We start from the raw sequence: 22,301 nt of genomic DNA on the forward strand, positions 1-22,301 counted from the left end.
AGTATTAAAAGTTGATATTTTAAAAAATATCAGATATTTTTTACTACGTGTGATGAAAATAAGATTCGCAGACACCCGGAGCTGTCATTCATGGCGAAACCCGAAGAGGCTGGCACAAGCCCCTCTCTCTATTCCTTGGCGCATCTGACGCTGATTGGCTGTACGCCGCCCGAGCTGGTCTATATCGCCGCACGGGCCGGTTACGATGCCGTCAGCCCCCGATTCATTCCGATGCATGTGCCCGGTGAATTCACTCAATCCCCAATCGACAGGGCACAGGTGCAGGCCACCAAAACTGCTCTCTCTACCACTGGCTTGAAAGTCCTCGATGTCGAACTTGCGCGCATCACGGAAGACGTCGATCCGCGCAGTTTTGAACCTTCTCTTGAGATCGGTGGGGAATTGGGCGCTAAACGCATGATCATGAGCGCTTGGACCAATACCCGCGATGATCGTGACTTCCTGATCGACGTCTATTCTGAAACCTGCGAACTGGCGGCGCCCTACGGGCTAACAGTGGACCTGGAGTTCCCAAGCTTCTCTCGCTTGCGCACTCTGGATGAGGCCCTGGATATTGTCCGCGCCTCTGATCAACCGAATGGCGGTATTCTGGTCGATACGCTTTATCTGCACCTCAGTCGCGTTGATCTGGGAGAGTTGCTACACGTCCCCTCGGACCTGTTTCACTTCCTGCATATCTCTGATTGCCTGCCCGGCATCGCCGATACGCGCGAGGGCATGATCCAGCTGGCGCGCGATGCGCGGCTCTATCCCGGCGAAGGCTGGATTGACTTCACCGGCATCATCGAACGGATGCCGCCCGTCGACTATTCCATCGAACTGCCCAACCAAAGCCGCGTTGCCGAGTTGGGATATGAAGAACACGCGCGTCGCTGTCTCAGCCACGCCAAGCGAACATTTGGCGAGGCGCGGTCACAGCGCCGCACGCCTGATGCTGCAATTCCAAAACACCAAGAGGATCATCATGGGCAAAGAGCTCACTGAAAACGACCGCAACATGGCGGCAGATATGCTGGCACGCGCCCGCGCTGCCATGGCCGAGATCGAGGATTGGGATCAGGACAGGCTGGACCGCCTGTCTCAGGCCATTGCGTGGTACGCAGGGAACGAGAAAACTTTCACCCGGCTGGCCCAGCAAGGCGTGGACGAGAGCGGTATCGGAGATCGCGAAGGCCGCCCAGCGAAGCGCTTCAAGATTCACATGGTGCTGCGAGATGTCTTGCGCACACCCTCGACCGGCATCGTCGAGGTTGATGAGGAAAAAGGTCTTGTGAAATATGCCAAACCTGCTGGCGTCATTGCATCCCTGATCCCAATGACCAACCCTGCGATGACGCCACCGGTGACCGGCGTATCCGCCGCCAACGCCCGGAATGCGGTGATCTTCAGCCCGCACCCGCGAACCGCCCACACCACCTTTGAGATGGTCGAGGTCATGCGCGCAGCCTGCCGTGCCGCCGGTGCCCCCGAGGACTTGTTTCAATCCATTCGCAAACCCTCGATCCCATTGACGCAACATCTGATGGAGATCTGCGACTTGACTTTGGCGACGGGCGGCAAACCCATGGTCAAAGCGGCGTACAGTTCAGGGCGTCCAGCCTATGGTGTTGGCGCAGGCAATTCATCCATTGTCATTGATGAAACCGCCGATCTGGACATCGCCGCGCAGAACACTCGCATTTCAAAGACCTCCGACTTTGGGTCGGGCTGCTCGGCCGACGGTAACATCATCATCCAGCGCTCGGTTTATGACGAGATGATCAAGGCGCTGGAGGCCGAAGGCGGGTACCTGTGTTCGGACGAAGAGAAGGCCATGCTCGAAGCGGCAATGTGGGATGAAAAGGGAAGCCGTACGTTTCCGACCATCGCCTGTCCGCCTCAGCAAACGGCCAAGGTCGCCGGTTTTAGCATCCCCGAAGATCGAAAGTTTCTGATGGTTGAAAACCAGGGGCAAATCGGCCCGCAGCACAAGTTCTCCAAGGAAAAGCTGACCACTCTGATGGCGCTTTATCACTTCGAAACGTTCGATGACGCGCTGGAAACGGTCAGCCAGATCTACAACACCGGGGGCAAGGGCCATTCCTGCGGCATCTACAGCCACAATGACGATCACATCGACCGGTTGGCGCGTCTGGCTCCGGTCAGCCGTATGATGGTGCGACAGCCTCAATCCAAGGCCAATGCGGGTGCCTGGACAAATGGCATGCCTATGACCAGCAGCCTGGGCTGCGGCATTTGGGGGGGCAACATCACCAACGAAAACGTCACCATGAAACACATGATGAACTACACTTGGGTCAGTCGTCCCATCCCCGAGGATCGCCCCTCGGAGCCGGACTTGTTCGGTGAGTTCTACGGACAGGAGGTCGCGTGATGGACGGGGCTAAATTGGAAGGCAAAACCGTTGCTGAGCACATCGTCGATTTCCTTGAGCGTCGTGAGGTCAAACATGTGTTCGGTCTATGCGGTCACACGAATATAGCGGTTCTGGCCGCGCTGGCGGAAAGCCCCATCGATTTCGTCACCGTACGGCACGAACAAATAGCCAGCCACGCGGCGGACGCTTATGCCCGCGTGACGGGCAAGGCCTCGGTGGTGCTGTCCCATCTCTCCCCAGGGCTGACCAATTGCGCCACCGGGGTCGCCAACGCCGCACTGGACTGTATCCCGATGGTCGTGATCGCGGGTGACATTCCCACGCATTACTACGGTAAACATCCGCATCAGGAAGTGAACCTGCATGCAGACGCAGCCCAATGGGAGATTTACCGACCCTTCGTGAAGCGCGCTTGGCGGGTCGACCGTGCAGATTTAATGGCCGAGATTCTTGAAAAGGCGTTCCATCTGGCTGAAAGCGGCCAGCCCGGGCCGGTACTGGTCAATGTTCCCATGGACATCTTTTCAGAGGTGATCCCCTCGGACAGTTTCGACCGTATTCGCGACAACACGCGCGCTCTCAAGAAACCGTCGATTGACGACGAGACAGCGGGCGAGATTGTCGAAGCGTTGGCTAAAGCCGAAAGCCCAGTCGCTTATGTCGGAGGCGGTATTCTTCTGGCACAGGCCAGCGAGGAGTTGCGAGAATTTGTTGAGCATATGGGCCTGCCCGTCGCGCATTCCCTGATGGGTAAAGGCGCGTTGCGAGACGACCACCCGCTTGTGCTGGGAATGACCGGGTTTTGGGGCACGGAGTTGGTCAACCAGTCCTGCTTGAATGCGGACTACATCTTTGCCGTGGGCACTCGGTTCAAAGAGGCTGATTGTTCAAGTTGGTACCCTGGCTACACGTTCAATATTCCCGGATCGAAGGTCATTCATATCGACATTGAGCCGCAGGAGATCGGTCGGAACTATCCCACTGAGATCGGAGCCGTTGCTGACGCCAAGGCCGCATTGCGTGTCCTCAACCGGGTCGCCCGCGAGATGTATCCGGACGGCTTCAAGCGCCCCACGCTGGAGCAGAAGATCGCTGGCTTCCGGACGGACTTCAAAGCGCGCAACGAGGAAATGGCGACCTCATCGGCCTTTCCGATGATGCCCGAGCGTATTCTGGCGGATACCCGCAAGGCACTGCCTGAGGATGCCATCATCACCACGGACGTTGGCTGGAACAAGAACGGTGTTGGGCAACAGTTCGATATCCTGACACCTGGTTCGATCCTGACTCCGGGCGGGTTCGCGACGATGGGCTTTGGCCCTCCGGGAGCGATCGGCGCAAAACTGGCAACCCCTGACCGTGTGGTGATAAGTCTTGTTGGCGATGGGGGGTTCGGTCAGAATCCGTCGATGCTGGCAACCGCGGTCGAGCTTGATCTGGGCATCATCTGGCTGGTTATGAACAACAACGCCTTCGGCACTATCGCGGGCCTTCAAAAGGCGCATTACGGATTGACCTATGGAACCACGTTCCCCGGATCAGCCGCCGCACCCGCAAACGGACCGGGCTATGCCGACATAGCGCGAGCCTACGGCGCAGAAGGGCACAGACTTAGCGCTGCCGACGAACTGTTGCCCGCATTGGAAGCGGCAATCGCCAGTGGCAAGCCAACCGTGCTGGATGTGCCAATGATCAACAACCCGACACCAACGACCGGTCATTGGAACATCCTGGACATTTATTCGCCGGACAAAGATGTTTCTCACGTCGCGACCTGACGATACTGAGCGCGGTAAGCCGCGCCAGTCTTTTACTTTCAATAGGCCCAAGTCAGCCAACCCTTCTGAGAGCCTATAGTGCCCCAAGAAGATCTAACTGGGTTTATAGCCCTAACAGCTCTCGATCTGAGTCGCGTGAGATTCGTTCGTGCAGAAGCTTGAGCAACCGATCAGCTTTGTCTCTCTCAATTTCCTCGAGAAGCTTCAAAACAGCAGCGCCATAGATAACCTTTTTGCGCGTTTCATTACGTCGTCGTTGTTTGCTCGCCCTGGCCTGAAGGTCCTTGAGTCTCTCGCGCGCCTGTTCGATTTGTTGATCCAGGTCCGCCATTTCGTTCTCCCTTTTCAGTGGTCGAACAGGAAATGCGGCCTGGATCCCGGCTTCGCTCCCCCTGCGTGAAAACGTGACTCCGCCAGGCCGCCTTGTGAGCGGCCGTCCGCATGCCCGTTGGGCAATGCGCGCAGTTACGCAAACTTGGGGTTTGCCTGCGCGCCTGCCGCGGGCTTTTTTGTGCAGAGTTCGGGTTGGAGCCCGATGTCCTTTACATGATACACCCCGCCAGCAGACTCGAAGTCATCCTGCATTCTCGTGCCGACGGTCGCTCCGCCGTCAAATCCGCCGCCTACACCGCGCGCACCACATTCCGGGATGCGCGGGTTGGACGACGGTTTTCGCCGGGCAGAAAGGGTGGCCTCCTGTCGCATGAATTGATCAACTGGACAGGAAACGCCGAGGAGCTCTGGAACGCAGCCGAGCGTTCTGAACGCCGAAAGAATGCAAGAGTCATCCGCGAACTGCGCCCATCCCTGCCACGCGAGCTACCGCTTCCCGAGCAGGTCCGTCTTGTCCGCGGCTTCTGCCTCTGGCTTCGCGATGAATACGGCGTTGCCGTTCAAGCCGACATTCACGCGCCGCGTTTCCTGTGCCCTGAGGAAGAGAAACAACACAGTGCGGGCAAACTCGAACTGACGCGAGAAGACTACGAGCAGAGGCTCTTCAATCCATCGAAGACCAACCTGAATTTCCACGCCCACATCCTGATGACGACGCGGAAGGTTGATAGGATCACGGGCGATTTTGGTGAGAAAACGCGTGTTCTTGACGACAGAACCTCAGGCCCAAGAGAAATCAAGCTTATCCGTGGAGAATGGGAAAAGCGGACCAACGCGGCCCTGCGCAGGATTGGCTCTCCAGCGCGGGTTGATCTTCGTTCGTATGCCGAAATGGCCAAGACGGGCGATGCACCGCATGGCATGGCAAGACAAGATCATGTCGGGCCACGCAGATCTGCAAGGTCGCGCCGCAGACTGCAAGAAAGCGGAAGCGACGACACAGTTGCCGGAGTGCGGCGTCAGGCTGTCCAAGAACACAATTCAACACTCTGGCACTCTTGGTTGCAGCTGCGCGCCCTGGAGCGTCAGAGAGACGACCTCGAAGCGGAGCGTATCGCGCGGGTGAGAGAGGCTGCCCGCAAGAAAACGGTCAGCGATGAGAAACGTCGAATGTTGGAGGCGAGATCCGAGCGCGAAGTGAAAGCAGCGCTGGAAGCTTCGTCGCAAATAGAATGTCTAAGAACTGAGACAGCATACCAGAAAGCGGTTCGATGGGCGACAGAAGGCATAAACATCGATCCATTAGACATCCTCGATGAGGAATTCTCCTCTGACGTCGACCTTGAGGCGTATCGCCCACCTCAGCTCCAGCAGAATGATCGGGATTCCAACATACGGCGTGTAAGAACACGCAAGCCGCGTCAGCGTACGCGATGACACCGAAGCCAGTTTTTGCAGGGCACAACACTGGATGCGATCTACATTATTTGGACTCGTGCCGTTGATCGGTTGACAGGAATAGGGCGTCACCCGGGCCACACCTTTGTTTGCTTGGATTTTTCTGTGTCGAAGACCGCAGAGCCAATTCCCGCGGATGAAGCACACCGATCCGCGCGACTTTGCCCCGCATTCAGATGACACCCACACCGTTTCACCAGAGGAATACGTTCAACTCCTCCATCCGCAAGGAGTGATTGGGAATCCTGCCGTTCTGATTAAGAATTCCGAGAAGCCAAGCCAACAATTCACACGCTCTCCGGATGGGATTGTAGCGTGTCTTCATGCGCTGCTGGATCGGACATCGTTTATCTCGCTGAACCGGTTTAAGGGCACACGCTGCAATTCAGGATTGGTCAGCCTGAATTCGCTATATGTCGATCTGGACTATCACAATGATCCCGGCTGGCGCGCTGAGGGTGAAGAAGACGTTCAGGCAGCCGTCGCGGGCCATCTTCTGATGCGCGGTGTCTCTGAGCCATCATTCTATTTGCGAACGGGACGAGGACTGGCCGCAATCTGGTTGATCCATTCGATGCCACCTGCTGCGCTATCCCGCTGGCAGGCGGCAATCAGGGCATTGATGGATCTGCTTGCTCCCTTTGGTTCGGATCGTTCTTGCAATGACCCAGCTCGCGTCTTTCGCATTCCCGGCACTCGAAACGAGAAATCGGGCCGGGTCGTTCAGGTGTCTGGTGGGAATTGCCAACGCCAGGATTTCGATGTCCTTGCCGATCAGATTTTTGCCGCCGTCGGGCGGCCCACTCGTTCCGAACTCGCAGAGCGCCGCAAGCAGCGTCAGGAACGGGCATCGGGCGCCCCGACAATGCCCAGAGGTTTGACGCAAGCTGAGCGTTTTGAACAGATACGCAAAGATCTTGAGGCTTACCGGATTCACCATGGTGGGGTGATCCCGGTGGGGTACCGAAACACATGGCTGCATTTCTATGCCACCTGCCTGACCCATCAGTCAGATACCCAGGCCATCGAAGGTCACATTCAACGAGCGGCAGACACGGCAACGCCCGGGCTATGCCAGGTCGAAACAAACGCAATCATCAAGCAGGCTCTTGCGAAGTCAAAGCTGCAAGCTTGCGACAATGCAAGCGAGAGCGAGAGATATTGTTACCGCGGCTCGACTGTTGCGGAGCGTCTCGACGTATCAGCCGATATGGCGCGTCAGTTGAGCATGCGTCAGGTGATGCCAGCGGAAGAGCGCCACCGCAGAAAAGCTGAACGGGAACGAGCACGGCGTGCTGTTCAGGGGAGTACCTCGCGAGATCAATACCTGCTCGAAAACAGCGCATCGAGAAACAAGCCCTGGCGGAACTATGGTCTTGGTAGGTCCCAGTATTACGCGCGCAAGAAGGCAGGAACACTCCCCGAGCTATCAGTTGCTCCGGACCGGACAGGTCCATGTCCACTACAGGGGAACCATTCTGGACACAGAGAACTCTGTGGCCCTCCAACAGAGGCACAGCAGTCGGAAACACCCGTCAACCGACCCATTGGAAACACTTCGAACACTCTGGCGACAGATCGGTAAGCTGCAACAGACCAGACAACAGCGCACGGACGAGAACCGAAACAGCGGAAAAGGCAGGTCGCCCACCTTCGACTGCGCAGTCCGGATGTCGCGCAGCCGAAAGTGGGAACCAGCCCAAACACGGTGGAAGACGCGGCTCTTTTCAACTTCGATGAAGGATGTCTCATGACACTTCAAACTGAAATCGCGCTGCCCTCCGAGAACTGGAAATCCCGTTTGAAAGTTGGCGATGTTGTCGCGTTTCGCTTCCCCCATGAAACGATGGGAGAGGATGATCCCAAAGTTCGGCCGTCGCTGGTTATTGATGTCGAGGAAATGGCCGGTGAGCGCTTTGCGGTTCTGGCTTACGGCACAACGAACCCCTGTCCACGCAAGCAGGCCTATTGCGTCGATGTGCGTTCGGAAGAGGAGCGGGAACAGGCTTCTTTGAGGGCGCCAACACGCTTCAATGCGGCTCCACGTGTTTCCGTATCTGTCAACAACAGCGGCTTCGACAGAAACTCCGATGGAACGCCCGTATTGGGTGAACTCGCCGACGCAGCGCTGGATCGACTTCATCGCGTTCGCGCTCGAATACATGCAGAACGCGATATCCGGCGCTCCCGTAGGTTCGGCAGCAGAGGCTCGGGTCGAAAGATACGCGCCGTCACGGTTGAAACGCGGCGCAAGGGACGGCCGGATACGCGGGAGGTGCGCTATGTATGATAGCATCGCACAGCAGCTTTTGCCCATCGAGGCAGCGATCCTCGATGCGCTCAACATGGTGCCCTCAGCGTCGAAGGCACTCGACACGCTAATCGACAATCTGGCGCCCAGTGGCGCGCGCATTGCTTATCGTTTTGGCTCACGCCTCCGTGCGGGTGAAATGTTCGGTGATCGCGATCTCAATGATCTCGAATCCCTGCTCCAACCTGTCTTGGCTGAGATAGAAGCCGGATGGGTGAGCGAGGTGATTGCGGACGAGCATTGCCCGGGCGGTGCTTGGATCAACAAGCGGCTGACAAATCGAGCAGCCGAATTGAACCGGAGCGTTGAACCTTTGGTGGCGCTTCAAAGATGTCTTCAACTCATCCAGAACCTGCGTCGAGCCGACCGAATAACACGTCGAGTGATCGCTGAAACGCAGACTTAGCCTGCAGCCTTCGGAGAGCGTTTCTCGCTCTCCGAACCGTTCGGATTAAACTGCGTTTCTAAATTTTCCAAAGGAGACCGATCTCACGCTCGTTGAAACATAAAGCGAGCACCATGACAGTTCAAAAACCGATCCAAACCGATTTTTCGATTTGTGAAGAGATCACCAAGTCCCCAGCAGCAAAGCAAAACCCGACGCCAGATGTTGGTTTGCTTGAGCTCGTCCGGGAATTGGCCCGGGCGGCAGCACAACAAGACGCGAGGAACTCGAGAGAATGCAACGCCGCGCTGCGATCTACGCCCGCTATTCGACCACGCTCCAATCGGAGCGCTCCATTGAAGATCAGGTGGAGCTTTGCCGAAGCTACCTGAGACGCGAGAAATACCGATTAGTCCAAGTTTTTGAAGACAAGGCCATGTCATCCGCGACCCTGGTCGGGCGAGTTGGCCTTGCCAATCTTCTCGAAGCAGCGAGAGCTGGCGAAATTGATGCATTGGTTGTCGAATGCGTCGACCGAATTAGCCGAGATATCGGAGATCTTCAGTATGTGCAAAAGCAGCTTAGCTTCGCAGGCGTCGATATCATCTCTGCCAGTGAAGGGGTTCAGTCCGAGCTTCAAATCGGTTTCCGCGGCCTTTATGGTACGATGTTCCTTAAGGACCTCCGTGAAAAAGTTCATCGCGGAATGTCAGGCAACATTGCCAAGGGTTTGAGTGCCGGCGGCAAGGCTTATGGCTACTCACCCATATCGGGGAAACCCGGTGAGCTTCAGATCGAAGCACACGAAGCGAAAGTTATACGCCGAATTTTTTTGGCCTACTCTAAAGGAGCCTCCCCGCGAGATATTGCTCATGATCTCAACGCTCAGGGTGAGTTGCCGCCACGTGGGCCAAAGTGGAACGCTTCCACGCTGAACGGCAATAAGAAGCGCGCTTATGGAATCCTACGCAACTCACTCTACGCGGGCATCCTCGTCTGGGATCGCGTCAAGATGGTGCGCGATCCGACAACGGGAAAAAGAGTCAGCCGCGAAAAGCCGGCCGAAGACTGGAAGTATGCAGAGGTTCCGCATCTACGTTTAATCGATGAGGAACTGTGGGATGCGGTTCAGAAACGGTTGGCCAAGCAGTCCGAAAATAAGCGCTCCGGAAAGTCGACTCGCAAACCCTTGCGTCATTTCTCGGGCCTGCTTAGGTGCGGTTGCTGCGGTGGTGGCATGTCTATTCATGACCGAAAGGGCAGTGCTATCCGGATTCGTTGCTCTGCGGCTAAAGAGAGTGGCTCATGCAACAATAATGGGAAGGTTCGCCTCGACAAGATCGAAAGCGCCCTGCTGGCCGAACTAAGAAAAGAGCTGTCGACGCCAACCTACATCAATGAATTCATCCGTGCCTACAATGAAGAACGTCGCGAACTCAACGCAGCCGGCAAACCAGACAGGAAGAAACTTGAACGCAAGGTAGCAGAAGCCAACAAGCTGCTATCGCGTCGTATCGAACTTTTCGAGATGGGTATTCTTGAAGGAGTCGAAGGAGAGGCAAAGTTGACTGAGGCCAAAGAACGCGCTTCGGTTGCCATGGATGTGTTGGCCAGCTTTGACGAGAAGGAGCGGGCGTTCGAGTTCAATCCAGCGACAGCTTCCAAGTATGTCACGGCACTGGATGAAATGATCTCTTCTATGCAGGCGCATAACGGCAATCCGAATCCAAAAGCACGTGATGCGGTGCGCGGCTTGATTTCGGAGATCGTTGTGTCTCCGACCGAGGAAGACGGCGTGCCTGTCGAGGTGAAGGGCCGCCTTAGCGCCTTGGTTTCAAACCGTTCCAAAAAGGTGGGGGGTTTGGTGGTAGCGGAGGAGGGACTTGAACCCCCGACACGCGGATTATGATTCAGTCCGGCTTGCCCCACACCACGCCACAAGCTGCCCCAGCCAACCACATTAACTATTTGGCTTTGTTAGGATTAAGGTGTGCAGGCCGCCACATCGGACCACACGCCGCCACATTCAACCACAGAGGTATGTGTCACCCATACGCTACCCAAGCGCATTGTCTCCAACCTGTGAGGACGTTTATGCAATCCGCGGCGTATATCTTGCTCGTGCCTGTGTGCGATACCAAACGGGCGTTTGCAGAATATTTCTGGAATGCTTTAATTCAGGTCCTATATTCTGTGGGCTTGCTTTCAGCCTTACTGTCCGCTCTCAATTTCGCGCAATCGATTAAAGTGCTCCGAACTGCTATACTGTTATAGTTTGTTAACCGGGAGACCAGCATGGAACGACGTCTTGCCACGGTGCTTGCGACAGACGTTGTCGGATACTCCGCTTTGATGCAACGCTCTGAAGCAGATACAATTTCACGACTAAAACGGTTGCGGAATATAGTCAGCGAACTAGCAGAACGTCATGGTGCTCGGGTCATTAGTTGGGCCGGTGATGGAGCATTGGCAGAGTTCGCCAGCCCGGTTTCAGCGGTACGAGGCGCATTTGAATTGCAGCGCGAGCTTTCCGCCCCGCATAATGCTCAGGAAATCGGTCTCCAATTGCGGATCGGCATACATCTTGCCGACGTGATTGTTGATGGAAAAGATCTGCTTGGAGACGGCGTGAACATTGCTGCGCGAATCGAAGCAGAGGCTGAGCCGGGCGGGGTTTTGGTCTCGCACGCCGTTTTCGAACAGGCTAAACGCGGCGCGCAAGTTCGATTCAAGCCAATTGGTCACCGGCGTTTCAAAAACATCGACGAAGCAGTCGAGCTTTATGCAGTCGAGGGCGATCTCGGATTGCATAGTTGTATGCTCACAAAGGGGTTGCCTCAAACACAGGCTACTAAACCTCAGCAACGCGACAATGGTGTAATCGTTCTTCCGTTCCAAAACCGCAGTACAGATCCAGAGCAACAATACTTTGCGGAAGGTTTCACAGAAGATGTGATCACAGAGCTCTCGCGATTCACCGAGTTATTCGTGATTTCACGAAACGCTAGCTTCTCTTTGGAAGAGCGCGATTGTTCGCCCGATACGATTTGCGGAGAAACGGGAGTTCGTTACGCCGTCGAGGGTGGCGTACGTGTTTTGGGCGAACGCGTCAGGGTCTCAGCGCGTCTTTTTGATGGGTTTAGCGGTGCTCAAGTTTGGTCTGAGAATTATGACTGCGAAGTGGACGAACTGTTTGATGTTCAGGACGATATGGTTGCCAAAATCTCAGCCGCCGTCGCAGGACGTGTCGAACAACAAGCAGAAAAATCTGCCAGGGAAAAACCGACCAGTGACATGGCCGCTTACGATTGCTTGAAACGTGGGCTTCATCATCACCGCATTGGCGGTGTCACGCGCGAGAATGCTGAAACCGCAATGAAGTGGTTGAAAAAGGCATTGGAAAAGGACCCGACGTTCGGCAGAGCTCAAGCTTGGCTGGCTTGCGCCGTCGCAACTCGGGACGAATGGCTTGGGATAAAAGATGACGATCTTTACTGGGAAATGGGGCGTCGGGCGTTAGAGTTAGATAGCAATGATGCTGAAGTCCACAGGATCATGGGGTCACTGTCTCTGTACAAGGAAGACTTTGACAATGCGCTTTATCATTACTCGCGCGCGCTCGAAATAACGCCAAACCATGCATATATCGTCGCCCACGCGGGAAATGTTCACAACTACTTAGGCGACGGGGAAAAGGGGCTTGTTTTTCAAAGGCGTGCCGAAGCACTTGATCCGTACCTTCCGGAGTACTGCCGAGAAGTTGGAGTAATTGCACATTACACACTAAGAGATTGGGAAGCTTGTTTCCAGGCGGCAACGGCATTCCCGCGACTTACCCGTCGCGCCGCCGCGTACAGAGCCGCCGCCGCTTTGCATTTGGATGATCCAGAGCGGTTGAACCGGGCTATTCGAAGACTGGCCACGATAGATCCAGAATTCGATTTAGAAGGGTTCCTTTCTATTGAGCGCTTCCAGGACAGTCGGCGCAATGAACAACTCCGCGAAGAGATGTCCCAGGTACTAGGGTATATGAACGAAGGTCTATTGCGCGCGGTCGTGTGACGAACCTTTGGTGCTGATAGGATTGTAGCAGCTAGGAACCTAACTTCATAACATTCCTCAGCTTTGTAGGTCGATGGTTGGATCATTTTTCAATGAACCCTTAGCCTGCCAACGATGCTATGGGTTTGGTCTTCTGCGGCCGCGCTATCAACATAAACAACAGTTTCTCTGGATGAGTTGCGAAAAGCCCGTATTGGATTTTTCAGGTGGACCGATGGCCTTCCAACCCTTTGTTTCCAACTTGGTCACGGTTTTGTTCAGCAGGTCCAAAGTTGGTTCTTGAATTAGTCTTTCGATATTCGGCATCCGTCTATCTCCATTCCAATCTAACGCTTGGATATGGAGGGCGCACTTCAAAACAGCTTGCTATATTCTGCCAGAAGCTTTTTCGATCTTGCCAGAAGAACTTGGGTTGAGGCGGGGCAGTTTTAGAAATCTGGGAATGTGAAACGAAAGATCCTGTGGTCTTGAAAAGCGCTTTTGCACCTGATCTGCTGGTAAACGGAAATTGATATACATCGCAGCGAATGACTGCATTGAGCCCAAAGCGGGCGTGCTCGCGCGGTGTCTATCTCACCAAGTGTATGAATGCTTTCGCTCCAAGTTCTGGCCCCGCCAAAAGGTACGGTCTTAAGTCCGGTGACTGCTCCACGTCGCGAGCGGTTGCGGTACCATGCGTCGCAAGTGATCGTGTCGGGAGGAAAATATGTTTAGAAAGAAGGCCTTTTCGTGCGAGCATTGTCATCAAACGATCGCTTGAAATCAGGCTAGGAATAAAATGAACGGCGCTCAATCACTCGTAAAAACCCTTTTGAACAATGGTGTGGATACGGTCTTCGCAAATCCCGGCACCTCGGAAATGCACTTTGTCGCTGCCTTGGATGAGCACCCGGAGATGAATTGCTGTCTTTGCCTGTTCGAAGGCGGCACGACCGGTGCTGCAGACGGGTATTTTCGCATGAAACGAGATGTTGCGGGCACGCTCCTGCATCTTGCACCCGGCTTTGGCAACGCCTTTGCCAATCTGCACAATGCCCGAAAAGCGGGCTCCGGAATCGTGAATGTAGTGGGCGATCACGCAACGCATCACCTCCGTTATGAAAGCCCTTTGAAAGGAGACATCCTCGGTATCAGCCAGGCGGTCAGTCATTGGACACGTGTGTCGTCCAATGCCACCGACGTAGCTACGGACGGAGCGGCTGCGGTTCAGGCGGCCCGCGCGCGCAACGGTCAGATCGCAACGCTGGTCCTGCCTGCCGACACAGCTTGGAACGAAGCGAACGCAGCGACAAACCGTTTGGAAATCAGCGAAAGCCTCCATCGACCTTCAATAGGCGACATAGAGGCCGCAGCAGCCCGTCTTGTGACGCCGAACGCCGCGCTGATGATTGGAGGATCAGCTCTGTTTGGACCCCAGCGTGAATTGGCTGGAAAGATCGCTGCCGCGACGGGGTGCCGTTTGTTGGCTGATACTCTGATACCGCGCATTTCCAAAGGCGCAGGAACAGCAAGGCTAGACCAACTAGTCTATCCGATATCGCCCAAGATCGCTCAGCTTGAAGCAACCTCTTCGATCACTCTGCTTGGCGCAGATAGGCCAGTCGCCTTTTTTGCTTATCCCGGGAAACCGAGCGTGCCCGAACCTCCGCATTGCCCCATTTCGGACTTGTGCAAGCCCACAGATGATATCGAGTGGACGCTGCAAGCGCTCGCCGACGCGGTCGGGGTCACAAGCAAAACGTTGGCAGAAACCCATCCGCACGACCTGCCAGACATTCCCATCGGACAGTTGACCCTCGAAAAAGTTGGTTTGACGTTGGCCGCGCTGATCCCGGAAAACGCTATCATCTGCAATGAATCCGTGACATCAGGGTTTCACGTCATTCCACCGACGGCCACTGCTCGCCCGCATGACCTACTCGCTGGCACTGGCGGCGCGATTGGGCTGTGTTTGCCTTGCGCAACAGGTGCGGCTACCGCCTGCCCGGATCGAAAAGTCATCGCCCTAACCGGCGACGGGTCCGCCATGTATACTCTTCAATCATTGTGGACCATGGCCCGCGAAAATCTGGACGTGACAATCGTTGTGTTTGCGAACCGCGGTTATCAAATCCTGCGCGATGAACTCACAAACGTCGGCGTGGCGAGCTATGGTCAGAATGCTCAGGCTATGTTTGACGTGGTGAACCCGACGTTGGACTGGGTTTCTCTGGCGAAAGGCCATGGTGTTGCGGGTACACGCGCAGATGACATGGACAGCTTCGCAAAGGCGCTCTCCGCCGGTCTCTCCAGCGAAGGGCCATCGCTGATCGAAGTTGTGTGTCCACCGCCCGCATGAGTATTGTGACACGGAACCTGAAAAGCAGATGAGACTAGGGGTACAAATTGCGGATCAATTTTGTTTGATACTGTGAAATGACTTTGCGATGGACCAAACGGCGGCCGAATTGCCGCTTTGTACACAAAGCAGGCATTCACACACCGCACTGCGAACGACTGGAACGAGCCCAAAGTGGTCGTTAATTAGAATTGTGCGTGAAGCTCCGCAGCGAAAGACTGTTAAGAGCGCGAAGTGGACATGCGCTGTTTAGTAAGCTGTGTGGTATTGCTCGTCTATGAAACGTCGCATAATCGCAGTTCTTGACGCCGATATAGGCAACCCTTTTGTTATTGTTGGGTCGGGGTCGACCGGCTCGCGGCGAGTGTTGGGCAGCCTTATCATGGTTGTTTAGCGGCAATGACGTTGGGACAGGTCTGGCGATCAACCCACTGCTTCAATTTCTGCGCCAGTTTCGCCGGCCAGCAATCGACTAAGGTGAAACAAGATCAAGGGGTCGTCTTCGCACTCGGCCAAAAGCGCCGCAAAGGATTGGCGCGCTTTGGGGTCACTCGCCTCTAGCAGCTCATACGCCGCCTTGTAACCTCTCACTTGATCGCTGTGGACAAGCGCCTCTGACAAGGGTTCATAGCAGGTCACCGCTTGCGCTTTGCCTTTCAGCAAGAGTCTTCCAATTGGGCGTCCAGAGAAATTGTCGATGCCCTTGGCAACACTTTCCGAAGTGCAGATGCGCGTCCCTATCGTCTTGTTGGCCTGTTCCAGCCTTGCCGCAGTGTTCACAGCATCGCCATACGCTGTATAGTCGAAATAGCTCTTGCCGCCGAAATTGCCAATGATCGCACCGCCGCTGTTCACACCTATGCGCGTGTCTCCCAACGCGATGCCGCGATCCAGTAGTTTCTTCTGAAAACCTTGCGCAAATTCGTCGAGCGCCAAGGCGCAGGCCACCGCGTGCGCGGCATGTTCCGGGTCGTCAACTGGCGCACCGAATATCACTTGGATGGCGTCGCCTATGATTTTCATGACTGTTCCGCCGTGCGAAAAGATTGTTCGGGTCATGCCATCTAGGTATTCGTTGAGAATTTCGACGATCAGATCGGAATCCGAGCTTTCTACCAGCTGAGTGAAATCAGCCAGATCAGTAAATAAAAAGGTTGCTACGCGGCGCTCGCCCTTGGCCTCTATTGCCTCTGGATCACGCGACAACGTCTCAACCACCGTAGGAGAGAAATACCGTGACAGCGTCAATCTCGCTTGCTCGGCTTTATCACGGGCCGTGCGCAATTGGCGGAGCAACTCAAGGTGTTCCAGCGTCTTGGCAATGGTCCGGTCGAGATCTTCGAACTCGATCGGTTTGGTCACGAAATCGAAAGCCCCGCGGTTCATAGCCGCGCGAATATTGTTCATGTCGCCGTAGGCCGAAACCATAACAGTTTGCAGATCAGTTTCCATCTCGCTCAACCGCTCAAGCAAAGTGAGACCATCCATCCTGGGCATGTTTATGTCCGAAAGGACGATATCTATTTTAGGGTTCTCTTCGAGAACTTCGAGGGCGTGTTTGCCGTCATGAGCAAACAATAGATCGAGTTCCCCTTCGCGTACGCGACGCCGAAACTTTTGCGAAATCAACGCTTCAAGGTCGGGCTCGTCATCGACAACAAGAATGCATGGCGGCGTCACGTTGCATCTCCGACAAATCGTGAGAGCCGCTCTTTCAGTTCAACAAAATCGACGGGCTTGGTCAGGAACTGTTCCGCTCCTAGTTCCCGGACTTTCGCCTCGGTCGCTGCATCACCATAGGCGGTGATCATCATAACCGGTAATTCAGGCCAGCGAGCGCGCAGTTCCTGCAAAAGCTCGATTCCTGACATGCCGGGCATGTTGATGTCCGAAAGCACCAACATTACTTCTTCTTTCGAATGACTTATTGCGTCCAAGGCGGACTCGCCAGACCCGGCAAACCCAAAACTGTAGACTCCTTTTCGTATCTCCCGCCGAAAATTTTGTCGAATCAGGTCCTGTGCGTCGGGTTCGTCATCTACCATCAGAATTTGTCCTGTCATGCTAGGTCCCCCTGAGAATGGACCGGGACCGAAACGACAAAAATTGTGTAATCCCCTGGCTTACTGTCCACAGTCAAAGTTCCACCATGCTGCTTGACGATGGTATCATAGCTCAACGAAAGGCCGAGTCCTGTGCCTTCACCCGCGGGTTTTGTGGTGTAAAATGGTAGAAAAATTTTCTCCCTCATTTCTTCTGGAATGCCCGTACCATTATCGCGAATAGTGACGTTGACGCGGTCACCATTGGCTCGCGTCGATAGCCAGATCGTCGGTGAAAAGTCACTTTCTTCCGCGTCTTTACGTTTGTTGGCCGCATACATGCCGTTGCTGATGAGGTTAAGAAAAACACGCATCAAATCCTGCGGATAGCAATCGATTTGGCCAACGTCGGGATCAATGTCGGCTCGTATTTCGACATTGAAACTGGAATCCTCCGCCCGAGCACCGTGATAGGCAAGGTTCAGCGCTTCTTCTGCGATTGGGTTTAGTGCAACACGTTGCAACTCGCTTGGCCCCTCACGGGAATGCAGAAGCATGTTTTTAACGATGCTGTCAGCACGTTGACCGTGTTGGTTTATCTTGCCTAAGTTGCCGCGTACTGTCTGCCATAGGTCCTTAGCTTCCTCGCGATCCTCTTCCTCCAGAGCCGCGATCGGGTCTTCTAATATCTCGTGCAACTCTTCCAACAACTCGCCAGACAATTTGGCAAAGTTGTTGACGAAATTCAGCGGGTTCTTGATCTCGTGGGCAATGCCGGCAGTAAGTTGACCTAGGCTGGCCATCTTCTCGGACTGGATGAGCCGTTCTTGGGCTTGCCGCAGATCGTTGAGGGCTTGTTCAGCCGCATCACGCGCGTTGGAAATCTCTGCTTCACGCCGTTTTAGTTCGGTGATATCGAAATAGGTCAGCATGCGACCGCCATCCGGCAGGTCCACACATTGGAAACTCAACGTCATGCCATCAGCCCGACACAACTCGCCCGGTGGCATGTTTCCTGCCCGTATTGCCTCGACCCGCATGGACAGCCAGTCATCCCAGTCCTTCGGCGCAACATCATAGACTCCTGTGCCCTTGTTGTACTCTATCAGTTCCTGCATTGTTGGGCGCTGGTCGATGAATTTCTGATCGATGTTCCAAATTCGCGCAAATGCCCGATTTATTATACGCGCACGTAAATCCGGTCCCATGAACAGAATTCCATAGTCGACGTGATCGATGACCGCGTTAAATTCTGCCAGTGCCGCTTTCAGTGCTTCGTCAGCGAGTTTGCGGTCCGTAATGTCAGTGTAAGTTGCAACTAGGCCGCCACCTTGGATAGGGTTGCCGATAATCTCAATCACCGTACCATCAGGACGAATACGCTCAAATTTGTGCGGTAAGAATTTTGCGGCCAGTTCCACCCGCTCGCGCACTTGGGTATCAATGTCGCCCGGCCCATATTCCCCTCGTTCAGCATTGAACCGAAATGCCTCTTCCATTGTGAATCCGGGGCGAAAGCGTTCGCGAGGAAACTCCATGAGGTCGAGGAATTTCGAATTCAACGCAATTGTGCGCAGCTCTTTATCCACCAGCGTAATCCCCTGGCCCATGTTCTCCATTGTTAACTCGAGGATCGCTGATTGTTGTTCGATCTCCAGCTGTTTGGTCTTCAGTTCGGTAATGTCGGTATAGATCGAGACGATGCCACCATCCGAAGTGCGGTGATCCGTAATCTGCAGCCAGTACCCGGCGACTAGCTGTTCGCGTGGTTCGCCCGAGGCTTTCTTGCGTTTTTCGGCAATTCTCTCAAGATACCCTTCTACTTCTCCTTCGGAAAGTGGAAATAGGCCGCGCTTGATGCCGGCACCGATGATCTCTTCGAATTTCACGCCGGGTACGACCTTGTCGGCGAGTTCGCTCATGTAGGTGCGGTAGCGCTCATTACATACAACCAGCCGATCCTCGGCATCCCACAATGCAAAACCAGACGAAATCGCTTCAATTGCGTCTTCAAACCGCTGCCGTGCGGCCTGCGCATCTGCCTCCCTGCGTTTGAATTCGGTTATGTCGTTGTAAACCATGATGCGGCCACCATCAGGCAGGCGACGTTCGTTGAGCATGATCCACACACCGTTGCCCAACTCTAGTTCCCAGTTCGCCTTTGGCTTCTCCCAAGCGACGCGGCGGGCAGCGATCCAACCGTCAACGCCGTCTGGATGTTCGGTAAACATCCCAAGCTCATAGCCGTTGCGGATCATGTCGAAGAATTCGCGGCCCTCATAAATTAGGTTGCTCAAATCGGCGCCGCCAGCGGCGTCGCTGAAGATCTGGACGTAGCGGTCGTTGAATAACTCGACGCGATTTTCAGGTCCCACCAAAAGCAAACCATCGGCGATCGTTTCAATTGCTCCGAGTAGCCGACCTTCAATTCGGGCAATTCGTTCCCGTGCATCCCGGATTTCAGTTATGTCGCGCACGGCACCGACAAGTCGAACGACCCGGCCTTCGGCGTTTCGCACACCAACGCCTCGGTCGTGAACCCAACGGTAACCGCCATCACGCGCCCTCTGCCGGTAGTCACATTCAACGGCATCAGTTCCGCCCTTGAAATGGTTAACGATTGCCTTGACATAAGCGTCGTAATCATCCGGGTGGATCTGCTCGGCCCATCGTGTCGAAGACGAATTGGCCTCGTCCAAACTGAGTAGATCGTTCAGGTCAGCAGAGACAAACAGAACATCATTGGTCACGTCCCAATCATAAATTCCATCGCTGGTAGCTTGAGTGACCAACTGGTATCTTTCCTCACTTGCGGCAAGGGCTGCATCCCGTTCAATCTTGGGTGTAATGTCCCGAATTGCGGCCACCATACGCGTCGCGTAGCCGTTAGTATCGCGAATCGAGGTGCCGTGATCCGATACCCAGCGCCACTTTCCGCTGGCTACTTTGAGTCGGTACTCACATTCCCATCGTTTCTTCTTGCCGGATATATGCGCCTCCAACGCTGACAAGTAAGAGGGCAAATCGTCGGGATGAATAATGTCTTGCCATACCCACGTTCTCTCTCCCTTAGGACCGGTCTCAAGCCCTAGGAAAGTCTCAAGTCGTGGGGACGCATAAAACTGGTCGTCGGTAATGTGCCAATCGTAGATTGCCTCTTCCGCAGCGTCTGAAACAAGCGCGTAGCGCTCCTCACTTTCTCGCAATGCTCTTTCTGCTTTTCGTTCGGCGGTGCGGTCCTGATAGGTGACCATCGTTCCTCCAGAGGCCGTTCTGCGATAGCTGATCGCTAGAATCTGCCCGTCTGCCATCTCATGCTCGAGCGCGCGCTCACCAGAGGCACCAATCTCATTCATTCGATCGGCCACTAGCCGATCAGTTTTGCCCGCGCCAAAATCTCCGCGTTCGGCGTTGAAATGCAGCAAATCTTCTAGACTAACACCACGGCGGCAGAGCTCTTGTGGGTAGCGTCGCATCTCGCGAAATGCGGGGTTGCAGTAAACCAGTCGGAGTGCGTCATCGAATATGCCGACACCAACATCCAGAAGCGCTATACCTTCTTCGTACCTGTCTGCTTGGCTTTTCTGGTCAGCGCCATTCATATCGCGTTCCCCCCCTGGAGAAGAATGACTGAGTCAAAGAGTTGAGTCAAAAAATCAACCGTAGAAGCTTGGTTTTAGAGAACACGAGCTATTGTAGAAAGTTCTTGCAATTCAAAGGGTGACGTAGCTTGCCGCTCCAGAGCTTACCAAGCCGACCAACCCGTTCCACCAGCCTTTAGGTCACGTGCGTTAGTTACGGCATCCCCGTAAGGTCCGCTTGGTCCGCAACTCGGACATAAAGCCTAATTTGCTGAATGCCCGGTCTCGGTGAAAGCAGATATCGCGCAATATCGACTCGTTTTTTCGACTTAAATGTCTGCTTCTGCCGAAAACGGTCATTCCCGAAAACCATTGGAAGTTCCGCTAAGCGGACCAAGCCGCTCTCAGATGGTATCGCTTGCATGTCTGCGTTACATTGGAGCGGTCGTCGCCTAGAACAGCTTGCAATTCTATCGCGACGGAAACCCGAATGGTGGAAGTCCATGTCCGACACAATCCTTGTTGCTGAACCAACTATCCGCCTTATTGCCTTCCTTTCCGTCCTGGCCGCGATGGCACTTTGGGAAGTGGCCGCACCCCGGCGAAGACGGGATATTCCGCGCGTTATCCGATGGACAAACAACCTTGCGCTCGTGGTGCTCGACACCGCCATTCTGCGGCTGACCTTTCCAATCCTCGCAGTCGGTCTCGCAGCCATGGCCGAGGATCGCGGATGGGGGCTCTTCAACAACATCGAGGCGCCGGTTTGGGTTGCCATCTTGGTCTCCATGCTGCTTCTCGATCTCGCAATCTACCTTCAGCATGTGATGTTCCACGCCGTACCTGGGCTTTGGCGTCTACACCGGATGCATCACGCCGACCTCGATTTTGACGCGACCACTGGCTTGCGTTTCCATCCGGTAGAAATCCTGATCTCGATGGGGATCAAGCTGTCGGTTGTAGCAGCCTTAGGGCCGCCCGCTGTCGCCGTACTCCTGTTCGAGGTGATCCTGAACGCTACCGCGCTTTTCAATCACGCAAACATCGATTTGCCGCGTCCGGTGGATCGAATTCTCAGATGGCTCGTTGTCACTCCAGACATGCACCGAGTCCACCACTCCGTCGATCCAAGCGAGACCAACTCGAACTTTGGCTTTAACCTACCGTGGTGGGACCGCCTTCTAGGTACTTACATTGCGCAACCCGAGAAGGGGCATAAAGGCATGGAAATCGGCATCGAGCAGTTTCGCACACGCCGAGACCTCTGGCTCGACCGAATGCTGCTTCAGCCGCTGCGCGGCCCGGCGAGCGGAGGTGCCCTCGACGCCCCGAGCCAACGGAGGCGATCTTCATCTGTCTCGTCCGGGCGAACCAAGCTTGGCACTGACCAAATAGACCAATAGCGTTGAACCAAAGACTGCTTTGCCGCGCTTGAGTGTCCTTCGCAAGGCGTTCAGCATCGGCAGAAAAGTCCGCATGGCAGTCGTTCGACTTAATTGCAGCGAATGACTGCTTCGAGCCCAACTGGACCTTGCTTCTTGGCGCAGCATCCTCCTCAATGGGCTTATTTTGTTGAAAAACTCTTCCTTGATCGACGCATGAACTGCTGATTCAA

At 54.9% G+C, this 22,301-nt stretch carries 15 protein-coding genes; 11 read left to right on the plus strand and 4 right to left on the minus strand.

What is annotated here, in order from left to right; all coding sequences use genetic code 11:
• Positions 1-90: 90 nt before the first annotated feature.
• Genes GOV87_RS07200 through GOV87_RS07210 form a run of 3 tightly spaced genes read left to right on the plus strand, consistent with a single transcriptional unit; the run spans position 91 to position 4,176 of the window.
• A complete protein-coding gene (locus tag GOV87_RS07200; protein ID WP_171211300.1) occupies positions 91-1,005 on the plus strand; it encodes a sugar phosphate isomerase/epimerase in 915 nt (304 codons plus the stop codon).
• Positions 986-2,395, plus strand: coding sequence for an aldehyde dehydrogenase family protein (locus GOV87_RS07205; protein WP_170602882.1), 1,410 nt, complete (start codon positions 986-988; stop codon positions 2,393-2,395). Before GOV87_RS07200 ends, GOV87_RS07205 begins: the two co-directional genes overlap by 20 nt.
• A complete protein-coding gene (locus GOV87_RS07210; protein WP_170602883.1) occupies positions 2,395-4,176 on the plus strand; it encodes a thiamine pyrophosphate-binding protein in 1,782 nt (593 codons plus the stop codon). The genes GOV87_RS07205 and GOV87_RS07210 overlap by 1 nt, the downstream gene beginning before the upstream one ends.
• A gap of 103 nt (positions 4,177-4,279) precedes the next feature.
• On the opposite strand, the gene GOV87_RS07215 is transcribed toward GOV87_RS07210, so the two are convergent.
• A complete protein-coding gene (locus GOV87_RS07215) occupies positions 4,280-4,507 on the minus strand; it encodes a hypothetical protein (protein WP_170558884.1) in 228 nt (75 codons plus the stop codon).
• Between the two features lie 215 nt (positions 4,508-4,722).
• Here GOV87_RS07215 and GOV87_RS07220 point away from each other — a divergent pair, with 215 nt between their 5' ends.
• From GOV87_RS07220 to GOV87_RS07250, 7 genes are all read left to right on the plus strand, one after another.
• The gene (locus GOV87_RS07220; protein ID WP_171211301.1) at positions 4,723-5,946 is read left to right on the plus strand and encodes a MobA/MobL family protein; all 1,224 of its coding nucleotides are present in this window, start codon (positions 4,723-4,725) and stop codon (positions 5,944-5,946) included.
• Positions 5,947-6,103: 157 nt separating this feature from the next.
• Entirely contained in the window at positions 6,104-7,552 is a 1,449-nt protein-coding gene (locus tag GOV87_RS07225; RefSeq protein WP_170620592.1) for a hypothetical protein, read from the plus strand.
• 165 nt (positions 7,553-7,717) lie between these two features.
• Positions 7,718-8,257, plus strand: a complete 540-nt coding sequence (locus GOV87_RS07230; RefSeq protein ID WP_171211302.1) for a hypothetical protein — start codon at positions 7,718-7,720, stop codon at positions 8,255-8,257.
• Positions 8,250-8,684, plus strand: a complete 435-nt coding sequence (locus GOV87_RS07235) for a hypothetical protein (protein WP_170620594.1) — start codon at positions 8,250-8,252, stop codon at positions 8,682-8,684. Before GOV87_RS07230 ends, GOV87_RS07235 begins: the two co-directional genes overlap by 8 nt.
• Before the next feature lie 274 nt (positions 8,685-8,958).
• Positions 8,959-10,572 carry a recombinase family protein gene (locus GOV87_RS07240; protein WP_171211303.1) on the plus strand — a complete coding sequence of 538 codons (1,614 nt, stop codon included), beginning with the start codon at positions 8,959-8,961 and terminating at the stop codon, positions 10,570-10,572.
• A 386-nt stretch (positions 10,573-10,958) separates the two neighbouring features.
• The gene (locus GOV87_RS07245) at positions 10,959-12,725 is read left to right on the plus strand and encodes an adenylate/guanylate cyclase domain-containing protein (RefSeq protein WP_171211304.1); all 1,767 of its coding nucleotides are present in this window, start codon (positions 10,959-10,961) and stop codon (positions 12,723-12,725) included.
• 778 nt (positions 12,726-13,503) lie between these two features.
• Entirely contained in the window at positions 13,504-15,063 is a 1,560-nt protein-coding gene (locus GOV87_RS07250; protein WP_171211305.1) for an acetolactate synthase large subunit, read from the plus strand.
• A 423-nt stretch (positions 15,064-15,486) separates the two neighbouring features.
• Here GOV87_RS07250 and GOV87_RS07255 read toward each other — a convergent pair whose 3' ends face one another.
• The 3 genes from GOV87_RS07255 to GOV87_RS07265 are packed head-to-tail and all read right to left on the minus strand — an operon-like array spanning position 15,487 to position 20,707.
• Complete coding sequence (locus GOV87_RS07255; RefSeq protein ID WP_171211306.1) at positions 15,487-16,743, minus strand: response regulator; 1,257 nt, start codon at positions 16,741-16,743, stop codon at positions 15,487-15,489.
• On the minus strand, positions 16,740-17,126 hold the full coding sequence (locus tag GOV87_RS07260; protein ID WP_170385089.1) for a response regulator: 387 nt from the start codon (positions 17,124-17,126) through the stop codon (positions 16,740-16,742). Before GOV87_RS07260 ends, GOV87_RS07255 begins: the two co-directional genes overlap by 4 nt.
• Positions 17,123-20,707 carry a PAS-domain containing protein gene (locus GOV87_RS07265; protein ID WP_171211307.1) on the minus strand — a complete coding sequence of 1,195 codons (3,585 nt, stop codon included), beginning with the start codon at positions 20,705-20,707 and terminating at the stop codon, positions 17,123-17,125. Before GOV87_RS07265 ends, GOV87_RS07260 begins: the two co-directional genes overlap by 4 nt.
• Before the next feature lie 482 nt (positions 20,708-21,189).
• On the opposite strand from GOV87_RS07265, the gene GOV87_RS07270 reads away from it, so the two are divergent.
• Entirely contained in the window at positions 21,190-22,089 is a 900-nt protein-coding gene (locus tag GOV87_RS07270) for a sterol desaturase family protein (RefSeq protein WP_170464538.1), read from the plus strand.
• Positions 22,090-22,301 lie beyond the last annotated feature (212 nt).

The organism is Ruegeria sp. HKCCA5426 (assembly GCF_013034585.1).
Lineage (GTDB): Bacteria > Pseudomonadota > Alphaproteobacteria > Rhodobacterales > Rhodobacteraceae > Ruegeria.

Coding starts and splice junctions, on each gene's coding strand:
- GOV87_RS07235 (WP_170620594.1), top strand. CDS start 8,250: ATGTATGATAGCATCGCACAGCAGCTTTTGCCCATCGAGGCAGCGATC.
- GOV87_RS07200 (WP_171211300.1), top strand. CDS start 91: ATGGCGAAACCCGAAGAGGCTGGCACAAGCCCCTCTCTCTATTCCTTG.
- GOV87_RS07215 (WP_170558884.1), bottom strand. CDS start 4,507: ATGGCGGACCTGGATCAACAAATCGAACAGGCGCGCGAGAGACTCAAG.
- GOV87_RS07260 (WP_170385089.1), bottom strand. CDS start 17,126: ATGACAGGACAAATTCTGATGGTAGATGACGAACCCGACGCACAGGAC.
- GOV87_RS07210 (WP_170602883.1), top strand. CDS start 2,395: ATGGACGGGGCTAAATTGGAAGGCAAAACCGTTGCTGAGCACATCGTC.
- GOV87_RS07205 (WP_170602882.1), top strand. CDS start 986: ATGGGCAAAGAGCTCACTGAAAACGACCGCAACATGGCGGCAGATATG.
- GOV87_RS07230 (WP_171211302.1), top strand. CDS start 7,718: ATGACACTTCAAACTGAAATCGCGCTGCCCTCCGAGAACTGGAAATCC.
- GOV87_RS07220 (WP_171211301.1), top strand. CDS start 4,723: ATGATACACCCCGCCAGCAGACTCGAAGTCATCCTGCATTCTCGTGCC.
- GOV87_RS07245 (WP_171211304.1), top strand. CDS start 10,959: ATGGAACGACGTCTTGCCACGGTGCTTGCGACAGACGTTGTCGGATAC.
- GOV87_RS07250 (WP_171211305.1), top strand. CDS start 13,504: ATGAACGGCGCTCAATCACTCGTAAAAACCCTTTTGAACAATGGTGTG.
- GOV87_RS07240 (WP_171211303.1), top strand. CDS start 8,959: ATGCAACGCCGCGCTGCGATCTACGCCCGCTATTCGACCACGCTCCAA.
- GOV87_RS07265 (WP_171211307.1), bottom strand. CDS start 20,707: ATGAATGGCGCTGACCAGAAAAGCCAAGCAGACAGGTACGAAGAAGGT.
- GOV87_RS07270 (WP_170464538.1), top strand. CDS start 21,190: ATGTCCGACACAATCCTTGTTGCTGAACCAACTATCCGCCTTATTGCC.
- GOV87_RS07225 (WP_170620592.1), top strand. CDS start 6,104: ATGAAGCACACCGATCCGCGCGACTTTGCCCCGCATTCAGATGACACC.